This window comes from Variovorax nivicola (genome assembly GCF_051216475.1).
Classification (GTDB): Bacteria; Pseudomonadota; Gammaproteobacteria; order Burkholderiales; family Burkholderiaceae_C; genus Variovorax.
Genome location: NZ_JBPJZK010000004.1, coordinates 299524 through 319712, shown reverse-complemented (window position 1 = coordinate 319712; position 20189 = coordinate 299524). Strand labels below are relative to the sequence as shown.

Sequence of the window (20189 nt, the reverse complement as noted above, 5' to 3'; positions counted from 1 at the left end):
CGGCGAGCGCTGATTACCTGCGCTCCACCACCATCGGTGAGATGCGCAGGCTCTCGCGCAGCTGCGTGACCGCTTCGCCGGCCGCATTGCGCGAGGCAAAAGGCCCGGCCTGCAGCCGGTGCGTGCCGGCTTCGCTGAACACGTGCAGCTGCGGCGCCAGCGTAGGCAGCCCGCGCGCGGCCTGGTTCAGCAGGCTCTGTGCACCGTCGCGTTCGCGAAAAGCGCCGAGTTGCACCCAGAACCCCGGCAGTGCCAAGGGCTGTGCAGCGCCGACAGGCGGCGGTGACGCAGGCGACGCAGGCACTGCCTGCAGCGGGGCCAGGTCGCTCACCACGATGGCCTGCCGGGTCGGCGGAATGGAAGGCGGCGACTGTGCCGACTCCGGCTCGGCCCCCGGCGGCAGCGCCGCGGCCATCGGTGTTTGCGGCGTGACGGGCATCGTCGATGCCGGTGGCGGCATGTCGTCATTCGCCGTCGCGACTGGCGCCACCCATTCGGCGGGCACCCGCACCTGCTGCGCGCTCGCCACACGCACCGGCGCCGCGCGCACGGGAGCAGGCGCTTCAGCCGCCGCATACGCCGTCCCCGAATCCCGCCGCCATGCGCCGGTACGGATGTCCTCGTTCGTGATCCGCTCGATCTCCACCGGGGCCACGCCACGCAGCAGGTCGAGCTTGAGCGCGGCCGTGTAGCTCAGGTCGATGACGCGGCCGTCCACGAAGGGGCCGCGGTCGTTCACGCGCACGATCACCTCGCGCCCGTTGGCCGGGTTGCGCACGCGCACATAGCTCGGCAGCGGCAGCGTCTTGTGCGCGGCTGTCATGGCGTACATGTCGTAGGGCTCGCCGCTGGAGGTCGATGCTGCGTGGAACTTGCGGCCGTACCACGAGGCTAGCCCCGACTCGCGGAACGGCCGATCGTCGGTGAGCGGCGCATAGCCGCGACCCAGCACCGTGTACGGCTTGCTGGTGCCGCCGCTGGTGCGGATGGGCTCGATGCGGGGCTCGGCATCGGGCACGCTGGCAAGGTCCGGCGGAATGTTGGTGCCGGGCCCGTCGCGGCCGCTGGCCACGCCGCCTCCGCTGCGCGGACCGCTTGCACAACCGGCCAGAAGGACGGCGACAGCCACCGCGCACGCTGCCAGCGCGGTGGTGGCGGGGGAGCGGGCGCCGTCAGCCAAATACCGCCTTCCACAGCGCCAGCATGGCTTCGCGCTCGGCGGCCAGTGCGGGCGGGGTGACCTGCGTCGGTTCTTCGTTCAGGCGCGCGCGATGCTGCACGCGGCGCAGCTCGCGATAAGCCCGCGCCGCGCTGCGGCCCACGCCTTCGGGCAGCAGCCCCGCCAGTTCGGCGCGCAGCAGCAGCGCGATGTTGCCCACGTTCGGAATCAGCTCGGGATGCTCGCCCGACGACGACAGCACCAGAAACTGCACCGCGAACTCGGCATCGACCATGCCGCCAGGGCTGTGCTTCACATCAAAGCGGTCGGCCTTCACCGGCCGTGCGCCGCGCAGCTTCTCGCGCATCGCGATGATCTCGGCCTTCAGCGCCTCGCGGTCACGCGGCGACACCAGCACGGCCTCGCGCACCTGGTCGAAGCGCGCGCCCAGTTCGGCGCCGTGGTCTTCGCTGCCGAGCACGAAGCGTGCGCGCGTCATGGCCTGGTGCTCCCAGGTCCACGCGGTATTGCTGCCGCGGCCGAGCTGGTATTTCTCGTAGGCCTCGAAGCTGGTGGTCAGCAGGCCCGAGTTGCCGTTGGGACGCAGGGCGGTGTCGATCTCGAACAGGTCGCCCTCGCGCGTCTTCACCGTGAGCCAGTTGATGAGCTTGCGCACGTAGGCTGCATAGACCTCGCCGGCGCGCTCGTCGTCATCGTCGTAGACGAACACGATGTCGAGGTCGCTGCCGTAGCCCAACTCTTTTCCTCCCAACTTGCCGTAGCCGATGATCGCGAACTGCGGCACCTCGCGGTGCCGGTTGCGCACGTGCGGCCAACACCAGTGGGCGGTCACGCGCAGCGTGGTGTCAGCCAGCGCGCTCAGGTCGTCGGCCACCTGCTCGACGGTGATGCGGCCGTCCACGTCGCGCGCCAGCGTGCGGAACACCTCGGCGTGGTGCGCGTGGCGCAGCAGGTTCAGCAGGCGCTCTTCATCGGCCTCGCCGGTGCGGGTGAGCGATGCGTGGCGCGCTTCGAGCTCGCGCTCGAACTCGGCGGCGACGAAGCGGCCCGACAGCATCTCGTCGCTCGCCAGTTCGTCGATCACGCCCGGGTGCTGCATCAGGTAGCGTGCGGGCCACTTGGCCGCACCCAGCAGGCGCAGCAGGCGCTCCTGCACGGCCGGCCGTTCGACCAGCAGCGCGAGATAGCTCTCACGGCGCATCAGCGGCTCGATCCAGTCGGCCCAGCGCATTGCGGCATCGACGTGGCGCGGCGTCTGCCCGGCGCCATCGCCATCGGGCTCCTTGAGCCATTGGCCGGTGCGCTGTACCAGCTGGCGCAGCCGCCCGCGCGTTTCTTCGCGCAGGGCCAGCACGCGGGGCTGTTCGCACCAGTCGCGGATGCGCTCGGCGAACACCGGAGGCAGGTCGTCGAGCAGGTCGGCCAGATCGGCGGGCGCGGCGGTCTTCTTGCCGCTGCACTTGCCGTTGCAGGGCTTCTCGCCGCCGAGCAGCTTGTCGAACTCCTGCGCGACGAACTCGCGGTGCGTGTCGAGCTGCGCAAGGAAGGGGCAGCACTCGGGGTAGCCCAAGGTCTGGGCGATCCAGCGCAGGTCGTCGTCGGACACCGGCAGCACATGGGTCTGCTGGTCGTCGAGGTACTGGATGCGGTGCTCGACGCGGCGCAAGAATTCATAAGCCGCGGCCAGCGCATCGGCCGTTTCCTGCGGCATGAGGTTGGCGCGCGCCAGGCGCTGCAGCGCATCGAGCGTGGGCCGTGTGCGCAGCTCGGGAAACTGGCCGCCGCGCACCACCTGCAGCAGCTGCACGGTGAACTCGATCTCGCGGATGCCGCCGCGCGAGAGCTTCACGTCGTTCGCGCGCTCGGGTCGCCCGGCGCTGCGGCGCGCCGACTGTTCGCGGATCTGCCGATGCAGCACGCGCAGCGAATCGAACACGCTGTAGTCGAGATAGCGGCGGAACACAAAAGGCAGCACCGCGCCGCGCAGCCCCTGGGCCTGGCCCGCGAGCACGATGTCGCGTGGTGCCACCACCCGGCTCTTCATCCAGGCAAAGCGCTCCCATTCGCGGCCCTGCACCTGGAAATACTCTTCGAGCGCATCGAGCGAGACCACGCTCGGGCCCGAGTTGCCGTTGGGCCGCAGTGCAAGGTCGACGCGGAACACGAAGCCGTGCTCGGTGGTGTCGCCCACCAGCGCATAGATGCGCTTCACGGCGCGTGCAAAGTACTCCTGGTTGGCCAGCCGGCCGCGCCCGTCGGCGTCGCCTTTTGTCTCGCCGTCCACGTCGTAGAGGTAGATCAGGTCGATGTCGCTCGACACGTTGAGCTCGCGTGCGCCGAGCTTGCCCATGCCCACGATCCACAGCTGCGCGCGCTGGCCTTCGGGCCCGAGAGGGGCGCCGTGCACTGCGTCGAGTTCGTGGCAGGCGTCCTGGCACGCAATATCGAGTGCCAATTCGGCCAGCTCGGTGACGGCGGTGGTCACCACGGCCAGCGGCGCCTGCTCGTCGCAATCAAGCGTTACAAGCCGCTCCATCACGAGCTGCCGCACAATTCGCAGTGCATCGCCAACGCTGTCCCCACGTTGGCGCAATGCCTCGTAAGCCACCGTCATCGACTCGCGCCGCGGCGCACCAAGGGGAAGAAATGAAAGCTCGGCCGCATACCTGCGACGCAGGCGCTGCACGAAGCGTGAGTAAGAAGAGAGCGCGCTGCGCGTTGAAGTGGCTGGCAACTGGTTCACACTGATGCTGGTTTCCGTGGAACCCCTCTGAATGCTGGCGGTCATAATTCCCGACACAGCGCGATCCTCAATGAACGACACGGCGTCTACCCCTTCACGTCTGCTCAAAATCACCGCTGTGACGGCGCGCTGGCTGCTGGGTCTGTTGATCGCTGCATGGCTTCTGCTGGCGCTGTCAGTCGTTGTCCTACACGCGTGGATTGTGCCGCGAATCGGCGATTTTCGCGGCGCACTGGAGGCACAGGCTAGCAAGGCCATCGGCGTGCCGGTACGCATCGGATCGATCACCGCCCGCTCCGAAGGGCTTTTCCCGGCCTTCGAATTGCGCGACGTGGTGCTCCAGGATGCCGACCAGCGAGAGGCGCTGCGCCTCGTGCGCGTGGTGGCCAGCGTGTCGCCGCGCTCGCTCTGGCGGCTCAACTTCGAGCAGCTCTACGTAGAGGGCCCGGAGCTCGACGTGCGCCGCGACACTCAGGGAAAACTCCATGTGGCTGGATTGCACATGGCGACCGACACAACCGGAGAGACCCGCGGTGCCGACTGGTTTTTCGCCCAGCGCGAGCTGGTCATCGAAGGCGGCACCGTGCGCTGGACCGACGAACAGCGCCAGGCCGAACCCCTGCTGCTGACCGACGTGCGCTTCGTTGCGCGCAACAGCGCCCGGCGCCATGGCCTGCGGCTCGACGCCACGCCGCCGGCCGGCTGGGGCCAGCGCTTCACCCTTCGCGGCCAGTTCCGCCAGCCGCTGCTGTCGATGCGCAGCGGCCACTGGCAGACCTGGGACGGCCAGCTCTATGCCGACTTGCCCTACATCGACGTCACCCGGCTCGGCCAGTACGTCTCGCTCGACGCCCGCATCCGCCAGGGCAACGGCGCGCTGCGCCTGTGGGCCGACGTCGACGACGGCCAGGTCGTCGGCGGCGCGGTCGACCTGGGGCTCGACAAGGTCGACGTCTCGCTCGACAAGGGCCTGCCGCCGCTGGTGCTGAACGCCGTCACCGGCCGCCTCGCGGGGCGGCTCTCCGAGGAAACGCTCGAGTTCTCGACCACCGCGCTGCAGTTCGACACCAGCGACGGCCTGCGCTGGCCCGGCGGCAACCTGTGGCTGCAGCACACGCCGAACAGGGGCCGCACGCCAGAGCACGGCGCGCTGCGCGCCGACCGCCTCGACCTGGCCGCGCTCGCCCTCATCGCCGACCGGCTGCCGCTGGGCGACGCCACGCACCGTGTGCTCGACGCCTATGCGCCGCGCGGCCTCGTCGAGCACGTCGACCTGAACTGGCAGGGCTCGCTGGGTGCGCCCAGCCGCTACCAGGCCAAGGGCCGCGTCAGCGGCCTGCGCGTTGCCTCGCAGTCCGGCGCGGCGGATGAAGCGGCGGGTCCGCCCCTGTCGGCAGCTTCGGCACCATCGGCAACCACCGCTGCGGCCACCTCACCCAGAGTCCACGCCGGCACCCCCGGCCTGAGCGGCGCCACGATCGACTTCGACGCCACCCACACTGGCGGCACCGCCACGCTCGCCATTGCAAAGGGCACGCTCGAATTCCCGGGCGTGTTCGAGGAGCCGGTCATTCCCATCGACCGGCTCTCGACGCAGCTGCAATGGAAGCTCGACAACGGCAACGCGCAACTGCAGATGTCGAAGCTGAGCTTCGCCAACGCCGACGCCGAGGGCGACGCCCAGGCCAGCTGGCGCACCAGCGACCCGGCCACCTCGAGCAGCAAGGCCCGCTTTCCCGGCGTGCTCGACCTGCAGGGCAAGCTGACCCGCGCCGACGGCACGCGCGTGTTCCGCTACCTGCCGATGGACATCCCCCAGCACACGCGCGACTACGTGCGCGAAGCCGTCACCAAGGGCATTGCCAGCAGCGTCGACTTCCGCGTGCGCGGCGACCTGCACGACATGCCGTTCAAGGACCCGAAGCAGGGCGACTTCCGCATCGTTGCCAAGGTGGCTGACGTCAACTACGCCTACGCGCCGCCGTCCATCGCCGCGCCGTCGCGCAACGGCGTGCCCGCCCCGGTGTGGCCGCCGCTCACCGGCCTTTCGGGTGAACTGGTGTTCGAGCGCGACAGCATGCTGGTGCGCAACGCGCGCGGTCGCCTGGTCGGCGCCACCGGCGTCGAGGTGACCAAGGGCGAAGCGCAGATCCCCGAGCTGTCGCACCACGCGCAAGTGCTGCGCGTCGACGTACAGGCCAAGGGCCCGCTCGGCGAGGTGCTGCGCGCGGGCGCGCCGCTGGCCGGTGAAACCGGCGAGATCATGCGCACCGCGCGCGCCACTGGCTCAGCCGACTACAAACTGCACCTCGAACTGCCCCTTGCGGCCATGGAAAACGCCAAGGTGCAGGCCACGGTCGTGCTGGCCGACAACGAACTGCAGGTCGTGCCCGAGGCACCTTCTTTCACGCAAACCAAGGGCACGGTCAGCTTCACTGAAACCGGCTTCTCGCTGGCCGGCTTGCAGGCCAGGCTGCTCGGCGGCGATATCCGCGTTGAAGGCCGGGGCCGCTTCAGCGGTCCCAATCGCGAAGTCGCCCTGAAGGCACAGGGCACGGCCACCGCCGAGGGCTTGCGCGGCGCGCGCGAGGTCGACTGGATCGCCCGCCTCGCGAAGAACGCGACCGGCAGCACGCCCTACGCGGCCACCTTCTCGGTGCGCGACGGCACGCCTGAGTTCTCGCTCACCAGCAGCTTGCAGGGTCTGGCGCTGCAACTGCCGCCGCCGCTCGTGAAGACGGCCGAAGAGCAGATGCCGCTGCGCATCGAGAAGAAGGTGCTCGCGCGCGAAACCCGCCAGGGCACGAGCGTTGCCACGCAGGACCAGCTCTCGCTCGACCTCGGCCGCGTCGGCGCCATCCAGTACGTGCGCGATCTCGTCGGCAACGAGGCGCGCGTGCTGCGCGGCAGCATCGGCGTCGGCCTCGCGCAGGGCGAGACGGCCAGCCTGCCCGACAAGGGCGTGTTCGCGAACATCAACGTTGCCAAGCTCGACATGGCTGCATGGCAGGCGCTGATCGGCGACGCCGCCAGCGCCGGCGCCGAGGCCGCGGAGCGGGCCGACGATCCGTCGCAGGCCTACCTGCCCACGCGCATCGCGGTGCGCGCGCAGCAACTCGGCATTGCGGGCCGCACGCTGCACAACGTGGTGCTCGGCGGCACGCGCGAAGGCGCCGTCTGGCGCGCCAACATCGACGCCACCGAACTCAGCGGCTACGCCGAATACCGCCACACGCAGGCTGGACGCCTCTATGCGCGGCTCGCTCGGCTGAAGATCGCGCCGGCCGAGGCCACGCAGGTCGAGGCCCTGCTCGACGAGCAGCCCGGAACCCTGCCCGCCCTCGACATCGTGATCGACGACTTCGAGCTGCTCGGCAAGCGCCTCGGCCGCGCCGAGATCGATGCCGTCAACCGCGGCGGTGCGGGCCGTGAATGGGCGCTCAACAAGCTGGTCTTCACCATGCCCGAGGCCAGCTTCGCGGCCAAGGGCAGCTGGGCCGCGGTGCCTGGCGCCGCGGCCGGCCAGCGCCGCACCGCCATGACCTTCAAGCTCGACATTGCCGATGCCGGCGAGCTGCTCACACGCTTCGGCATGCCGGGCGTGCTTGCGCGCGGCCGCGGGCGGCTCGAAGGCGACGTCAACTGGCGCGGCTCACCGTTTTCGCTCGACTATCCGAGCCTGGGCGGGCAGCTGCAGGTCGACGTGGAGCAGGGCCAGTTCCTCAAGGCCGACCCGGGCCTGGCCAAGCTGCTCGGCGTGCTGAGCCTGCAGGCGCTGCCGCGCCGGCTCACGCTCGACTTCCGCGACGTCTTCAGCCAGGGCTTTGCCTTCGACTTCATTCGCGGCGACGCGAAGATCAACAAGGGCATTGCCAGCACCAACAACCTGCAGATGAAGGGCGTCAACGCCGCCGCGCTGATGGACGGCTCGGCCGACATCGTGCGCGAGACGCAGAACCTGCGCGTGGTGGTGGTGCCCGAGATCAATGCCGGCACGGCAGCGCTCGTGGCCACAGCCATCAACCCCGCCATCGGCCTGGGCACCTTCCTGGCCCAATGGGTGCTGAGCAAGCCGCTCGCGGCGGCGGCCACGCAGGAGTTCCATGTCGAGGGCACCTGGGCCGACCCCAAAATAGCGAAGGTGCCGCGCACCCTGCAACTGTTGCCCCAGAGCATCCCGAACATCCCCGGCCTGCCGGGTTCGTCGACGGCAGACGAAGGCAAGAAAACGGAGATCACGCAATGAAAGTCGCAGCCATCCAGATGGTGTCGGCCATCGCCCGCGAAGCCAATCTCGCGCGCGCCCACGGCCTGCTTGCACAGGCCGCAGCTGTGGGCGCCGAGCTGGCGGTGCTGCCCGAGTACTTCTGCATGATGGGCGCACGGGACACCGACAAGCTCGGCCTGCGCGAGACCGCCGGCGCGGGTGCGGTGCAGGGCTTTCTGGCCGACGCGGCGCGCGAGTTCGGCTTGTGGATCGTCGGCGGCACGCTGCCCATCGAGAGCACTGACTCGGAGCACGTGTTCAACAGTTCGCTGGCCTTCTCGCCCGATGGCCAGTGCGTGGCGCGCTACGACAAGATCCATCTCTTCTTCTTCGACAACGGCACCGAGCGCTACGACGAACGCCGCGTCATCGCGCCGGGCAAGGAGCCCGTGGTGTTCGACCTGCCCTCGCGCGACGGCCACAACTGGCGCGTGGGCATGAGCGTGTGCTACGACCTGCGCTTTCCCGAGCTGTACCGCGCGCTCGCCAAACAGGGTGCCGACCTGCTGCTGGTGCCCAGCGCTTTCACGCGTACCACCGGCGCCGCGCATTGGGAAGTGCTGCTGCGCGCCCGCGCCATCGAGAACCTGGCCTGGGTGGTCGCGCCCGCGCAGGGCGGCACGCACGAGAACGGCCGCCACACCTGGGGCCAGTCGCTCGTCATCGACCCCTGGGGCACGGTGGTGGCGCAGCAGGCCAGCGAAGAGGGCGTGGTGCTGTTCGACATCGACGCCGCACAGGTCGAGCGCACGCGAACGCAACTGCCCGTGCTCTCGCACTGCGTTCTCTAGCAATGTCCGATGCGCTGCTGACCGTCGCACCGCAGCGGTGGGCGCTGCTGGCGTACGCGCGGCTGCGCTCGCTGTGGCAGCGCTGGTTCTTGTGGCTGCTGCTGGCGGTGCTGGTGTCGGTGTTGCTGGTCACGGTGGTGTGGCTCGCGGGGCGGCACGAGGTCGAGCAGGTGCAGGCGGCGCTCGACCGCGACACCGCCGATGCGGTCTCCGACCTGCGCAGCGGCTTCCAGCGCAATGCGCAGAGCCTGCGCGCCACGCAGGCCCCGGGCGTCGACCGCGCGCAGTGGTCCGAGGTGGCGGCCGCGCTGCTGCGCGAGCACCGCGAATGGCTGCGGCTCGAATGGCGCGACGCCGCGCTGCGGCCACAGCAGGCTGTCAACACGCCCTACCGCATGCGCATCCTCGACGAGGAAAGCCGCGGGGTCGAGCAGTCCGATGTGACGCTGGCCTGCGCCGCCGCGCGCAAGCTCGGCGCGCCGGCGTACTCGCCAAGCCACTATGTGCCGATTGCCGGTGGCGGCGGCATCGAGGTGATGGAGTTGTGCGTGCCCATCGATGCCGGGGGCTATCTCGTGGCCAGCTACTCGCTGCGCGACGCGCTGATCGAACTGGTCGGCCCCACGCTCACGCGCGGGCAGGAAGTGGCCTTCACCGAGGCCGACGGCACGCGGCTGGTGGCGCTCGGCACCTCGCGGCGCACCGGCACGCGCGTGTTCACATCGCAGCAGCTCATTGACCTGCCGGGCACTGCGCTGATGCTGCGCGTCGACGGCTGGCGCGCCGCGCCCGACCTGTTCCCGAACATGCTCACCGCGCTGGTCACGGCGATCTCCATCGCGCTGGTGTCGGTGCTGGTGCTGCTCGCGCGCGATACGCGCCGGCGGTTGCGCGCCGAGCGCGACCTGGCCGACGCGCTCGCCTTCCGCAAGGCGATGGAAGACTCGGTCATCACCGGCCTGCGCGCGCGCGACCTGCAGGGCCGCATCACCTACGTGAACCCCGCCTTCTGCGAGATGGTCGGCTTCAGCCCCGAAGAGCTCATGGCGGACAACGCCGAAGCTCCTTACTGGCCGACCGAGCTGGCGCACGAATACCAGCAGCGGCAGGCGCGGCGCCTTGCGGGCGGCATGCCGCCGCGCGAAGGTTTCGAGTCGGTCTTCATGCGCAAGGACGGCACGCGCTTTCCGGTGCTGATCTTCGAGGCGCCGCTGATCAACGCACACAAGGTGCAGACCGGCTGGATGAGCGCGTTCATCGACGTGAGCGAGCAGCGCCGCATCGAGGAGCTTTCGCGTGCCAGCCAGGAGCGCCTGCAGGCCAGTGCGCGGCTTGCAACGGTGGGCGAGATGGCCTCGCTGCTGAGCCACGAGCTCACGCAGCCGCTGGCCGCCATTGCCAGCTACGCGAGCGGTTCGCTCAACCTGCTCGGGCCGCACGCCAAGGGCGACCAGGGTGAGGTGGCGATGGCGGTGAGGCGCATCGCCGAGCAGGCCGACCGCGCGGGCCAGGTCATTCGCAGCGTGCACGACTTCGTGCGCCGGCGCGACCGCACGCGCGAGGCTGTGGCGCCGCAGGCGCTGATCGACGCGGTGCTGCCGCTGGTGCGGCTGCAGGCGCGCAAGCTCGGCGTGATCATCGAGGTGGTGCTGGAAGACCGCCTGCCCGCGGTCATGTGCGACCGCACGCTGGTCGAGCAGGTGCTGCTGAACCTCGCGCGCAATGCGATGCAGGCCATGGACGGCCCCGACAATGTCGGCAGCCGCGTGCTGCGGCTGCGCGTGGCGCGCGCCAACGCGGTGGGCGAAACGGTGCAGGAAGACGGCCGGCGCTGGCTCGAGTTCTCGGTGGCCGACCTGGGCAGCGGCATCAGTGAGGAAGTTGCCGAGCGGCTCTTCACGCCCTTCTTCACCACGCGCGCCGACGGCATGGGGCTTGGCCTCAGCCTGTGCCGCACGGTGGTGGAGCAACATGGCGGGGCGCTGGTGTTCGAGCCGAACAAGCCGCGCGGCACCGTGTTCAGATTTACGCTGCCGGCCGCGGGCTGACGGCGCTTCAAACAACAAACAATCTTCTGCTGGATCTCACCGCATGCAACCGCTGATCGATGGCTTGATCTTTATCGTGGACGACGACGCCAGCGTGCGCGAGGCGCTGGCCTGGCTGCTGCGCTCGCGGCGCCTGGCCAGCGAGCACTTCGCAAGTGCCGAGGCCTTCGAGCAGTTCCTCGACCAGGGCCCGCTGCCCGAGCAGCCGCTGTGCCTGCTGCTGGATGTGCGCATGCCCGGCACCAGCGGACTGGTGCTGTTTGATCGGCTGGCCGAGCGCGGACTGCTGCCCGCGATGCCGGTGATCTTCCTGACGGGCCATGCCGACGTGCCGACGGCCGTCGATGCAGTGAAGCGCGGTGCTTTCGATTTCTGCGAGAAGCCGTTCTCGGACAACGCGCTGGTCGACCGCATCGAGCATGCGTTGAATGCGTCGCTTCAGGCACTGGAAGTGCAGCGCTTGCGGCGCGGGCTGGCCGAGCGCATCGGCGAGCTGACCGACCGCGAGCGCGACGTGATGCGGCTGGTGATCGAGGGCCTGCCCAACAAACTCATCGCCGACCAGCTTGCGATCAGCGTGCGCACGGTGGAGGTCCACCGCGCGCGCGTGTTCGACAAGATGGAAGTGAAGTCGGCCGTCGAATTGGCGAACCGACTCAGGGACCTCTAAAGGCTCAGGCCTTTTCCGCGACGAAGATTTCGACGCGGCGGTTCTGGGCGCGGCCTGCTGCCGTGCCGTTGTCCGCCAGCGGCTCGCGCGAGCCGCGGCCGTCGGTGGTGATGGCCGTGGTCGACACGCCGCGGCCCACCAGGTGGTTGCGCACGCTGTCAGCGCGGCTCACCGAGAGGCGTTCGTTGCCTTCCTCGCTGCCCGTGTTGTCGGTGTGGCCGACCACGCGCACGCTGGCGGCGGTGGCGTTCTTCAGGCCGTCGGCCACCTTGTCGAGCACCTGCGCCAGGTTGCGTTTGACGTTGGCGCGGCCGGTGTCGAACGACAGCTCGTTCGGGATCACCACATGCAGCTGGTTGTCGGCGGTCTGCTCGATCACCGCGCCCGTGCCCTTGGTCGAGGCTTCCAGGTCGGTCTTCAGTGCGGCCAGGCGGGCCGTCCAGCTGTTGGCTGGCGCAGCCGGTGCAGCAGCCGGAGCGGCGGCTGCCGGCGGCGACGACTGCGAAGCGCAGCCCGCAATAAAAAGCAAAGCGGCCGCAGCCGCACTAGCAACAACAAACTTCCTCATGAATTTCCCTCTCTATGGACCAATGGAACGGTAGTGGTGGGAACCGGCCTTTCAGCGCGGCCGGTTTCCCGGGGTGGTGAACGCTCAGCCCTGCGGCGCGCGCTCGCCCACGTAGATTTCGACGCGGCGGTTCTGTGCCCGGCCCCCATCGCTGTTGTTGTCGGCAATCGGTTCGCGCGAGCCGCGGCCCTCGATGCGGAAGGCCGCCGCGTTCACGCCGCGCGCCACCAGGTAGTCGCGTGTGCTGGTGGCACGCTCGACCGACAGCGGGTTGTTGATGGCGTCGGAGCCGGTGCTGTCGGTGTGGCCGATGATGCGCACCTCGGCGTTCGGGTTGTTGCGCAGGCCGTTCGCGAACTGGTCGAGCACGGGCGCGAAATTCGACTTGATGTTGGCGCGGCCCACGTCGAAGGACACGTCGCTCGGGATCTGCAGCTTCAGCTCGTTGTTCGGCGTTTGCGTTACGGCGATGCCGGTGCCCTGCGTGGCGGCTTCCATCTGGCGCTTCTGGTTTTCCATGCGCTGCGACCACAGGTAGCCGCCGAGCGCGCCGGCTGCCGCGCCGAGCACCGCGCCCGTACCGATGGCGCCGCGGTTGCCGCCCGTGGCCGAGCCGATGGCGGCGCCGCCGAGCGCGCCGATGCCGGCACCGATGCCGGTGTTGCGCTGCGTGTCGGTCATGCCGCCGGCGCAGCCGGACAGGATGAGCGCTGTGGCAGTGGTGGCGAGTACAAACTTTTTCATGGCGATCCCTTTCTAGGTTGAATCAGGCGGGCCACAGCTTAGCTTCCGGGCGTACGCGATGGTACGGGTTCAAAGCCCCACGGAAAATAAGAAAAGTTTCGCCATAGCGCATGAATGCTACGATGATTGCTACTAAAGTAATAGCGATGGGGTAGTTGTCCGACATGGTGGCGCGGCGCGGGACTGCACAAGCAATTCACGTTTCAGGCGGCGGCTTCCGATCGGTGGCGTCGCGGCCGGCTTCGGGCTCGTCGTCGTCATGCAATTCACCCTTGTTGCGGCCGGAAAACATGGTCCACCAGATGATCAAGATGAACACGAGTCCCGCGGCGAGGGCTTCAAGCAGAATCAAACCCATGAGAAATGGACTCCAGTGGCTGGTCGGGCTTGTGATCGTAGCAACGCTCGCCGCCTGTTCCACGGGCCCGCGCGCGCCCGAGGCCCCCATCCGCCCCCCCGTCACCCAGCCGCGCGACCTCGGTCCGCTCACCGGCTCGCTCGCGCACCCCAAGAGCCGCTGGGTGCCGGTCGGCTGGTCGGAGCTGCCCGGGTTCGGCGAAGACCCGCTGCACGAGGCGTGGATCGCGCTGCTGGCGAATTGCTCGCGCCCCAATGCCGCCTTCGCGCCGCTGTGCCGCGACGTGCGCCAGCTGACCATCGCCACCCCCGAAGAGCAGCGCCAGTGGATGACCGACCGGCTGCAGCCCTACCGCATCGAGGCGCTCAACGGCCAGACCGAAGGCAAGCTCACCAGCTACTACGAGCCGGTGTACGAAGCCTCGCGTGTGCCCACCGCCAGCTTCAACGTGCCGATCTACCAGGCCCCCGACGGCCTGGTGCCGCGCCGCCCCTGGTACACGCGCCAGGAGATCGAGACACTGCCCGAAGCCCAGGCCGCGCTGCGCGGCCGCGAGATCGCGTGGATGGCCGACCCCATCGATGCGCTGATGCTGCACATCCAGGGCTCCGGGCGCCTGCGCATCACCGAGGCCAACGGCTACCAGCACACCGTGCGCGTGGCCTTCGCTGCCACCAACGAGCAGCCCTACCGCAGCGTGCAGCAATGGCTGATGAGCCAGGGCGTGAGCAAGGTCGGCAAGTGGCCCGACGACACCAAGGCCTGGGCCGCGCAGAACCCGCAGCGCGTGACGCAGCTGATGTGGAGCAACCCGCGCTACGTGTTCTTCCGCGAAGAAACCATGAGCGAGGTCGACGCCGCCTTCGGCCCGCGCGGCGCGCAGGGCGTGCCGCTCACGGCCGGCCGTTCTATCGCCGTCGACCGCGAGAGCATTCCGTACGGCACCCCGGTGTGGCTGGCGTCCAACGGTCCGGCAGCGCAGCTGCAGAAACTGGTGGTGGCGCAGGACACCGGCAGCGCCATCCTCGGCGCCGTGCGCGCCGACTACTTTGCGGGCACCGGCGCCGATGCGGGCCGGCTTGCGGCGAGCATGAACCAGCCGCTGCGCCTGTGGGCGCTGTGGCCGCGGCAACTGCCAGCGCCGTAGTGCGAGAAACCGTCAGGTGGATCAAATCAACCTGACGGGAGGCTGAGCGTTTCATCGGGTCGTCATACGAAGTGCCTAACTTCGCGGGCTGGTTTCCTCTCCAACCCACGAAGAAAGACATTGCGCATGACCGCAAATACCCGCACCGACGATCTCTCGGTGGACCTCGACGACATTGGCACCAACCCTACGTCGAACCCTTCGTTCACCGACCTGATCGCCTCGCGCCTGAGCCGCCGCCACCTGTTCGGCCTGGGCGTCGGCACCGCCGGTACCGCGCTGCTCCAGGCATGCGGCGGTGGTAGCGATGGTGGCGTCAGCTTCCCCGTCCTGCCCCCGGCACCTGCTCCGGCCCCCGCGCCGGCTCCCGCCCCTTCCCCCGCTCCGATGAAGCTCGGCTTCAATGCCGTCGCCAAGAGCCTCGCCGACGTCGTGACCGTGCCCGCCGGCTACACCGCCAGCGTGCTCTACCGCCTGGGCGACCCGATCGCATCGGGTGTCGCTGCCTACAAGAACGACGGCACCGACGACGCAACGACGTACGACCGCCGCGCCGGCGACCACCACGACGGCATGACCTACTTCGGCATGAATGCGTCGAACAAGTGGGATGCCGTCAATGCCTCGCGTGGTCTGCTCGTGATGAACCACGAGGCCATCACGCCGCTGTTCCTGCACCCCACCGGTCCGACGGCACTCAACCCGGTCTACAGCAACGCCACGAGCGCGTCGCTGATCGACGGCCAGCGCAATGTTCCCGACGAAGTGCTGCGCGAGTTCTACCTGCACGGCGTGAGCGTGATCGAGGTCAACAAGAGTGGCAGCACCTGGAGCTACAAGCAGGACTCGAGCCTCAACCGCCGCGTGCACACGCTGACCGAAATGACCTTCTCGGGCCCGGCCGCCAAAACCGACTACCTGAAGACCAAGTATTCGACCGACGGCAGCAAGACCCGCGGCACGCTCAACAACTGCGCCAACGGCACCACGCCGTGGGGCACGTACCTGACCTGCGAAGAGAACTGGGCAGGCTACTTCCGCCGCATCAAGGCCACTGACGACGCCAATCGCACCGCCAAGGAACTCGCGTCCTTCAGCCGCTACGGCGTCGCCGGCACCGGCCGCGAACTCTGGGCCACCGTCACGCCCGACACGACCGACAACCTCTACGGCCGCTGGAACACCGAAGTCCTGGGTGCCACCGCCACCGACGACTTCCGCAACGGCTCCAACACCTACGGCTGGGTGGTCGAGATCGATCCGTTCACCCCCGCCAGCACGCCGAAGAAGCGCACCGCGCTCGGCCGCTTCGGCCATGAAGGCGCCTGCCTCGGCCCGGTCGTGGTCGGCAAGCCGCTCGTCTGGTACATGGGCGACGACTCGCAGAACGAGTACCTCTACAAGTTCGTGTCCACCAAGAACTGGGACGCGGCCGACATTGGCGGCGGCATCGCAGCTGGCGACAAGTACATGGACGACGGCAAGCTCTACGTCGCCAAGTTCAAGGCCGACGGCACCGGCGACTGGCTTGAGCTGAAGCTCGGCGTCAACAACATCACCGCAGGCTACGCCGGCTACGCGTTCGCGGACGCGGCCGACGTCCTCATCAACGCGCGTCACGCAGCCGATGCGGCCGGCGCCACGAAGATGGACCGCCCGGAATGGACGGCCGTCAACCCGAAGAACGGCGAGGTGTACCTCACCCTGACCAACAACGCGGCCCGCACGATCAGCGGCGCGAATGGCACCGACGCCGCCAACCCGCGTTTCTACAACGACCCCAAGGGCTCGGCCCAGACCGCGCAGAAGGGCAACCCGAACGGCCACATCGTTCGCTTCGCCGACACCAGCGGCAATCCGGCGGCCGTGACCTTCAAGTGGGACTGCTACCTCTTCGGCGCACGTTCCACCGCGGCGGCTGACGTGAACCTGTCCGCCCTGGGCGCCGACAACGACTTCTCCAGCCCCGACGGCATGTGGTTCAGCCAAGCCGCGCCCGGCCTGCTGTGGCTCGAGACCGATGACGGCAAGTACACCGACGTGACCAACTGCATGCTGCTTGGCGCACTGCCGGGCACGGTCGGCGACGGTGCGGCGAAGACCATCACCAATGTGGACGGTGGCACAACCGCCACGCAGGCGACCTTCGTCGGCAAGGCGCCCGGCACCGATGGCCTGCGCCGCTTCCTCGTTGGCCCGGTGGATTGCGAAATCACCGGCATCGCCGAATCGGGCGACGGCCGTGCGCTGTTCGTGAACATCCAGCACCCGGGTGAAAACACGGGCAGAGCGAGCATCTCCGACCCGACGAAATTCCTCAGCCACTGGCCGCAGGGCGGCACCGCCCGCCCGCGTTCGGCGACTGTGGTCATCACGAAGAACGACGGCGGTCTGATCGGCCTCTGATCGATCTTTTCGAGCGTCCCTACAACGGCGCTGCCGGCAACGGCAGCGCCGTTTTGTATCTCACCTGCTTGAGCGCAAAGCTCGAGCGGATCTTTTCGATCCCGGGAATCGGCGTGAGCTGTTCCAGGATGAATTTCTCCAGCGCCGCCATGTCGGCCACCGCGATGCGGATCAGGTAGTCGCTGTCGCCCGTCATCAGGTAGCACTCCATCACCTCGTCGTGTTCGGCAATGCGCTGTTCGAAGTCGGCGAGCGACTGCTTGCTCTGCGTCGTGAGGCTGATCGAGATGAACACGTTGAGCCCGAGGCCCAATGCTTTCGCGCTGACGAGCGCCACGTAGCGGTCGATCACCCCATTCGCTTCGAGCACCTTCACGCGGGCCAGGCAGGGCGACGGCGACAGGTGCACGCGCCGCGCCAGTTCCACGTTCGACAGCGCGCCGTCGCGCTGCAGCTCGTCCAGAATGCGCAGGTCGATGGCGTCGAGTTGCATGAAATGCTTTGAAATCAAGAAGTGGCGGAATTTTATGCTGCGAGGCTGGCGTGGGATTGCCCGCGCCAGTAGCTAATTTTCCGCAAGGCGGCCTAAAGTGCCGGTATGAATGCCCCGATTTCCGCCGACCAGATGCGCGCCTTGCTGCTCGACCCGCAGCTTTCGCACGACCCCGATCCCGCCGAGACCGCCGAATGGCGCGACGCCTTCGTGGCACTGGCGCAAACGCAGGGGCCGCAGCGCGCCAGGCAGATGCTGGTCGAGCTGGCCCGCCTCGCGCGGCAGCAGCGCATCGGCTGGCAGCCCGAACTCGCGACGCCGTACGTCAACACCATCGCCGCGGAAGACCAGCCGCCGTTTCCGGGCGACCTTGCCATCGAGGAAAAGCTCGCCTCGCTCATGCGCTGGAACGCGCTCGCGATGGTGGCCAAGGCCAACCAGGCGTATGGCGAACTCGGCGGCCACATCGCCAGCTATGCCAGCGCGGCCGACTTGTTCGAGACCGGCTTCAACCACTTTTTCCACGCGCGCAGCGAGCAGCACCGAGGCGACCTCGTGTTCTTCCAGCCGCACAGCGCACCGGGCGTCTATGCACGGGCCTACCTCGAAGGCCGCCTGAGCGAAGAAGACCTGAAGCACTACCGCCAGGAGCTCACCGCCCCCGCTTTCGTCGACGGCAGCGGCGCGCGCGGCCTCAGCAGCTATCCGCATCCGTACCTGATGCCGGACTTCTGGCAGTTCCCGACCGGCTCGATGGGCATCGGCCCCATCAGCTCGATCTACCACGCGCGCTTCATGCGCTACCTCACGCACCGCAACCTGTTGAACTGCGAAGGCAGAAAAGTGTGGGGCGTGTTCGGTGACGGCGAGATGGACGAGCCCGAATCGATGAGCGCATTGACGCTCGCCGCACGCGAAAAACTCGACAACCTCGTGTGGGTCGTCAACTGCAACCTGCAGCGGCTGGACGGCCCGGTGCGCGGCAACGGCCGCATCATCGATGAGCTCGAAAAGCTGTTTGCCGGCGCGGGCTGGAACGTCATCAAGCTCGTGTGGGGCAGCGACTGGGACGGCCTCTTCGCGCAGGACACGAGCGGCGCGCTGGCCCGCGTGTTCGCCAACACCGTCGACGGCCAGATGCAGACCTTCGCGGCCAAGGACGGCCGCTTCAACCGCGACAACTTCTTCGGCCAGAACCCCGAGCTCGCGCGCCTGGCCGAGGGCATGACCGACGAGCAGATCGACCGCTTGAAGCGCGGTGGCCACGACCTCGTGAAGATCCATGCGGCCTACGCGGCGGCGGCCAGGCACAAGGGCCAGCCCACCGTAATCCTCGCCCACACCAAGAAGGGCTACGGCATGGGCAGTGCCGCGCAGGGCAAGATGACCACGCACTCGCACAAGAAGATGGGCGACGTGGACCTCATCGAATTCCGCGACCGCTTCAACCTGCCGCTGACCGACGCGCAGGCCACCGCGATGGACTTCTATCGCCCCACCGAAGACAGCGCCGAGATGCGCTACCTGCGCCAGCACCGCGAAGCGCTCGGCGGCGCCATGCCGCGCCGCGAGACCGCCTGCGACGTGGTGGCCAAGCCCGACATCGCGAGCTACGCGCAGTTCGCCACGGCCGCCGCCGGCAAGGAAATGAGCACCACCATGGCCTTCGTGCGCATGCTGGGCAACCTCATGAAGGACAAGGCCCTGGGCCCGCGCATCGTGCCCATCGTGGCCGACGAGGCGCGCACCTTCGGCATGGCCAACCTGTTCAAGCAGGTCGGCATCTATTCGAGCGTGGGCCAGCGCTATGCGCCGGAAGACATCGGCTCGGTGCTGAGTTACCGCGAAGCCACCGACGGGCAGATCCTGGAAGAAGGCATCAGCGAAGCCGGCGCCATCGCGAGCTGGACGGCGGCTGCCACCAGCTACAGCGTGCATGGCCTGGCGATGCTGCCCTTCTACATCTACTACTCGATGTTCGGCTTCCAGCGCGTGGGCGACGCCATCTGGGCCGCGGCCGACCAGCGGGCGCGCGGCTTTTTGCTGGGCGCCACGTCGGGCCGCACCACGCTCGGCGGCGAAGGCCTGCAGCACCAGGACGGCAGCAGCCACCTCGTGGCCGCGACCATTCCCAACTGCAAGGCCTACGACCCGGCCTACGCGGGCGAGATGGCGGTGATCGTCGACGCGGGCATCCGCGAGATGATGGTCGAGCAGAAGGACGTGTTCTATTACGTCACGCTCATGAACGAGAACTACGCGCAGCCCGATGTGCCCGAGGGCGCGGAAGGCGACATCCTGCGCGGGTGCTATCGCTTCGGCACCTATGCGCCGGCCTCCGGCAAGGCGAAGAAGAAGGTCACGCTGATGGGCTCGGGCGCCATCCTCACCGAAGTCATGAAGGCCGCGCAGCTGCTGGCCGACGAAGGCATCGAGGCCGAGGTGTTCAGCGTCACGAGCTGGAGCGAACTCGCGCGCGACGGGTTGGCCTGCGAGCAGCGCGCGTTGGCTGGCGAAGAAGCCGGCACTGCGTTCATCGCGCAGCAACTCGGCAAGGCCAAGGCGCCGATCATCGCCGCCACCGACTACGTGCGCGCCGTGCCCGAGAGCGTGCGCGCCTTCCTGCCCGAGGGCCGCCGCTACATCACGCTGGGCACCGACGGCTTCGGCCGTAGCGACACGCGCGCTGCGCTGCGTGGGTTCTTCGGCGTCGATGCGCAGAGCATCGCGCGGGCTGCGCGCCACGCGCTGAACTGAGGCTGCGGCGGTCGCGC

13 protein-coding genes are annotated in these 20189 nt (G+C 68.5%); 7 read left to right on the top strand and 6 right to left on the bottom strand.

What is annotated here, in order from left to right; genetic code table 11:
• Positions 1-13 precede the first annotated feature (13 nt).
• Complete coding sequence (locus ACSFBF_RS18190; RefSeq protein WP_435469322.1) at positions 14-1180, bottom strand: septal ring lytic transglycosylase RlpA family protein; 1167 nt, start codon at positions 1178-1180, stop codon at positions 14-16.
• The gene (gene glnE / locus ACSFBF_RS18185) at positions 1173-3968 is read right to left on the bottom strand and encodes a bifunctional [glutamate--ammonia ligase]-adenylyl-L-tyrosine phosphorylase/[glutamate--ammonia-ligase] adenylyltransferase (protein ID WP_435469320.1); all 2796 of its coding nucleotides are present in this window, start codon (positions 3966-3968) and stop codon (positions 1173-1175) included. The genes ACSFBF_RS18190 and glnE overlap by 8 nt, the downstream gene beginning before the upstream one ends.
• Before the next feature lie 25 nt (positions 3969-3993).
• Here glnE and ACSFBF_RS18180 point away from each other — a divergent pair, with 25 nt between their 5' ends.
• Genes ACSFBF_RS18180 through ACSFBF_RS18165 form a run of 4 tightly spaced genes read left to right on the top strand, consistent with a single transcriptional unit; the run spans position 3994 to position 11699 of the window.
• The gene (locus ACSFBF_RS18180) at positions 3994-8169 is read left to right on the top strand and encodes a YhdP family protein (protein ID WP_435469318.1); all 4176 of its coding nucleotides are present in this window, start codon (positions 3994-3996) and stop codon (positions 8167-8169) included.
• The gene (locus ACSFBF_RS18175; protein ID WP_435469316.1) at positions 8166-8981 is read left to right on the top strand and encodes a carbon-nitrogen hydrolase family protein; all 816 of its coding nucleotides are present in this window, start codon (positions 8166-8168) and stop codon (positions 8979-8981) included. Before ACSFBF_RS18180 ends, ACSFBF_RS18175 begins: the two co-directional genes overlap by 4 nt.
• A gap of 2 nt (positions 8982-8983) precedes the next feature.
• On the top strand, positions 8984-11029 hold the full coding sequence (locus ACSFBF_RS18170) for a two-component system sensor histidine kinase NtrB (protein WP_435469314.1): 2046 nt from the start codon (positions 8984-8986) through the stop codon (positions 11027-11029).
• Between the two features lie 43 nt (positions 11030-11072).
• The gene (locus ACSFBF_RS18165; protein WP_435469312.1) at positions 11073-11699 is read left to right on the top strand and encodes a response regulator transcription factor; all 627 of its coding nucleotides are present in this window, start codon (positions 11073-11075) and stop codon (positions 11697-11699) included.
• A gap of 4 nt (positions 11700-11703) precedes the next feature.
• On the opposite strand, the gene ACSFBF_RS18160 is transcribed toward ACSFBF_RS18165, so the two are convergent.
• The 3 genes from ACSFBF_RS18160 to ACSFBF_RS18150 form a co-directional block, all read right to left on the bottom strand.
• On the bottom strand, positions 11704-12267 hold the full coding sequence (locus tag ACSFBF_RS18160) for an OmpA family protein (protein ID WP_435469310.1): 564 nt from the start codon (positions 12265-12267) through the stop codon (positions 11704-11706).
• An 84-nt stretch (positions 12268-12351) separates the two neighbouring features.
• On the bottom strand, positions 12352-13011 hold the full coding sequence (locus tag ACSFBF_RS18155; protein WP_258352231.1) for a YiaD family glycine zipper/OmpA-like lipoprotein: 660 nt from the start codon (positions 13009-13011) through the stop codon (positions 12352-12354).
• 196 nt (positions 13012-13207) lie between these two features.
• Complete coding sequence (locus ACSFBF_RS18150) at positions 13208-13369, bottom strand: hypothetical protein (protein ID WP_258352232.1); 162 nt, start codon at positions 13367-13369, stop codon at positions 13208-13210.
• Here ACSFBF_RS18150 and mltA point away from each other — a divergent pair.
• Positions 13368-14516 carry a murein transglycosylase A gene (gene mltA / locus ACSFBF_RS18145; RefSeq protein WP_435469308.1) on the top strand — a complete coding sequence of 383 codons (1149 nt, stop codon included), beginning with the start codon at positions 13368-13370 and terminating at the stop codon, positions 14514-14516. The two genes, ACSFBF_RS18150 and mltA, sit on opposite strands and share 2 nt — an antisense overlap.
• A gap of 126 nt (positions 14517-14642) precedes the next feature.
• Positions 14643-16922: a PhoX family protein gene (locus ACSFBF_RS18140; protein ID WP_435469306.1), complete on the top strand. Its 2280-nt coding sequence runs from the start codon at positions 14643-14645 to the stop codon at positions 16920-16922.
• Between the two features lie 19 nt (positions 16923-16941).
• On the opposite strand, the gene ACSFBF_RS18135 is transcribed toward ACSFBF_RS18140, so the two are convergent.
• A complete protein-coding gene (locus tag ACSFBF_RS18135; protein WP_093055312.1) occupies positions 16942-17415 on the bottom strand; it encodes an Lrp/AsnC family transcriptional regulator in 474 nt (157 codons plus the stop codon).
• Between the two features lie 105 nt (positions 17416-17520).
• Here ACSFBF_RS18135 and mdeB point away from each other — a divergent pair, with 105 nt between their 5' ends.
• The gene (gene mdeB, locus ACSFBF_RS18130; RefSeq protein WP_435469303.1) at positions 17521-20172 is read left to right on the top strand and encodes an alpha-ketoglutarate dehydrogenase; all 2652 of its coding nucleotides are present in this window, start codon (positions 17521-17523) and stop codon (positions 20170-20172) included.
• Positions 20173-20189: the final 17 nt, after the last annotated feature.

What these genes read in the sequence shown, in the direction of transcription:
- ACSFBF_RS18175 (WP_435469316.1), top strand. Translation starts at nt 8,166, where the DNA reads ATGAAAGTCGCAGCCATCCAGATGGTGTCGGCCATCGCCCGCGAAGCC.
- glnE (WP_435469320.1), bottom strand. Translation starts at nt 3,968, where the DNA reads ATGACCGCCAGCATTCAGAGGGGTTCCACGGAAACCAGCATCAGTGTG.
- ACSFBF_RS18170 (WP_435469314.1), top strand. Translation starts at nt 8,984, where the DNA reads ATGTCCGATGCGCTGCTGACCGTCGCACCGCAGCGGTGGGCGCTGCTG.
- ACSFBF_RS18135 (WP_093055312.1), bottom strand. Translation starts at nt 17,415, where the DNA reads ATGCAACTCGACGCCATCGACCTGCGCATTCTGGACGAGCTGCAGCGC.
- ACSFBF_RS18150 (WP_258352232.1), bottom strand. Translation starts at nt 13,369, where the DNA reads ATGGGTTTGATTCTGCTTGAAGCCCTCGCCGCGGGACTCGTGTTCATC.
- mltA (WP_435469308.1), top strand. Translation starts at nt 13,368, where the DNA reads ATGAGAAATGGACTCCAGTGGCTGGTCGGGCTTGTGATCGTAGCAACG.
- ACSFBF_RS18140 (WP_435469306.1), top strand. Translation starts at nt 14,643, where the DNA reads ATGACCGCAAATACCCGCACCGACGATCTCTCGGTGGACCTCGACGAC.
- mdeB (WP_435469303.1), top strand. Translation starts at nt 17,521, where the DNA reads ATGAATGCCCCGATTTCCGCCGACCAGATGCGCGCCTTGCTGCTCGAC.
- ACSFBF_RS18165 (WP_435469312.1), top strand. Translation starts at nt 11,073, where the DNA reads ATGCAACCGCTGATCGATGGCTTGATCTTTATCGTGGACGACGACGCC.
- ACSFBF_RS18155 (WP_258352231.1), bottom strand. Translation starts at nt 13,011, where the DNA reads ATGAAAAAGTTTGTACTCGCCACCACTGCCACAGCGCTCATCCTGTCC.
- ACSFBF_RS18180 (WP_435469318.1), top strand. Translation starts at nt 3,994, where the DNA reads ATGAACGACACGGCGTCTACCCCTTCACGTCTGCTCAAAATCACCGCT.
- ACSFBF_RS18160 (WP_435469310.1), bottom strand. Translation starts at nt 12,267, where the DNA reads ATGAGGAAGTTTGTTGTTGCTAGTGCGGCTGCGGCCGCTTTGCTTTTT.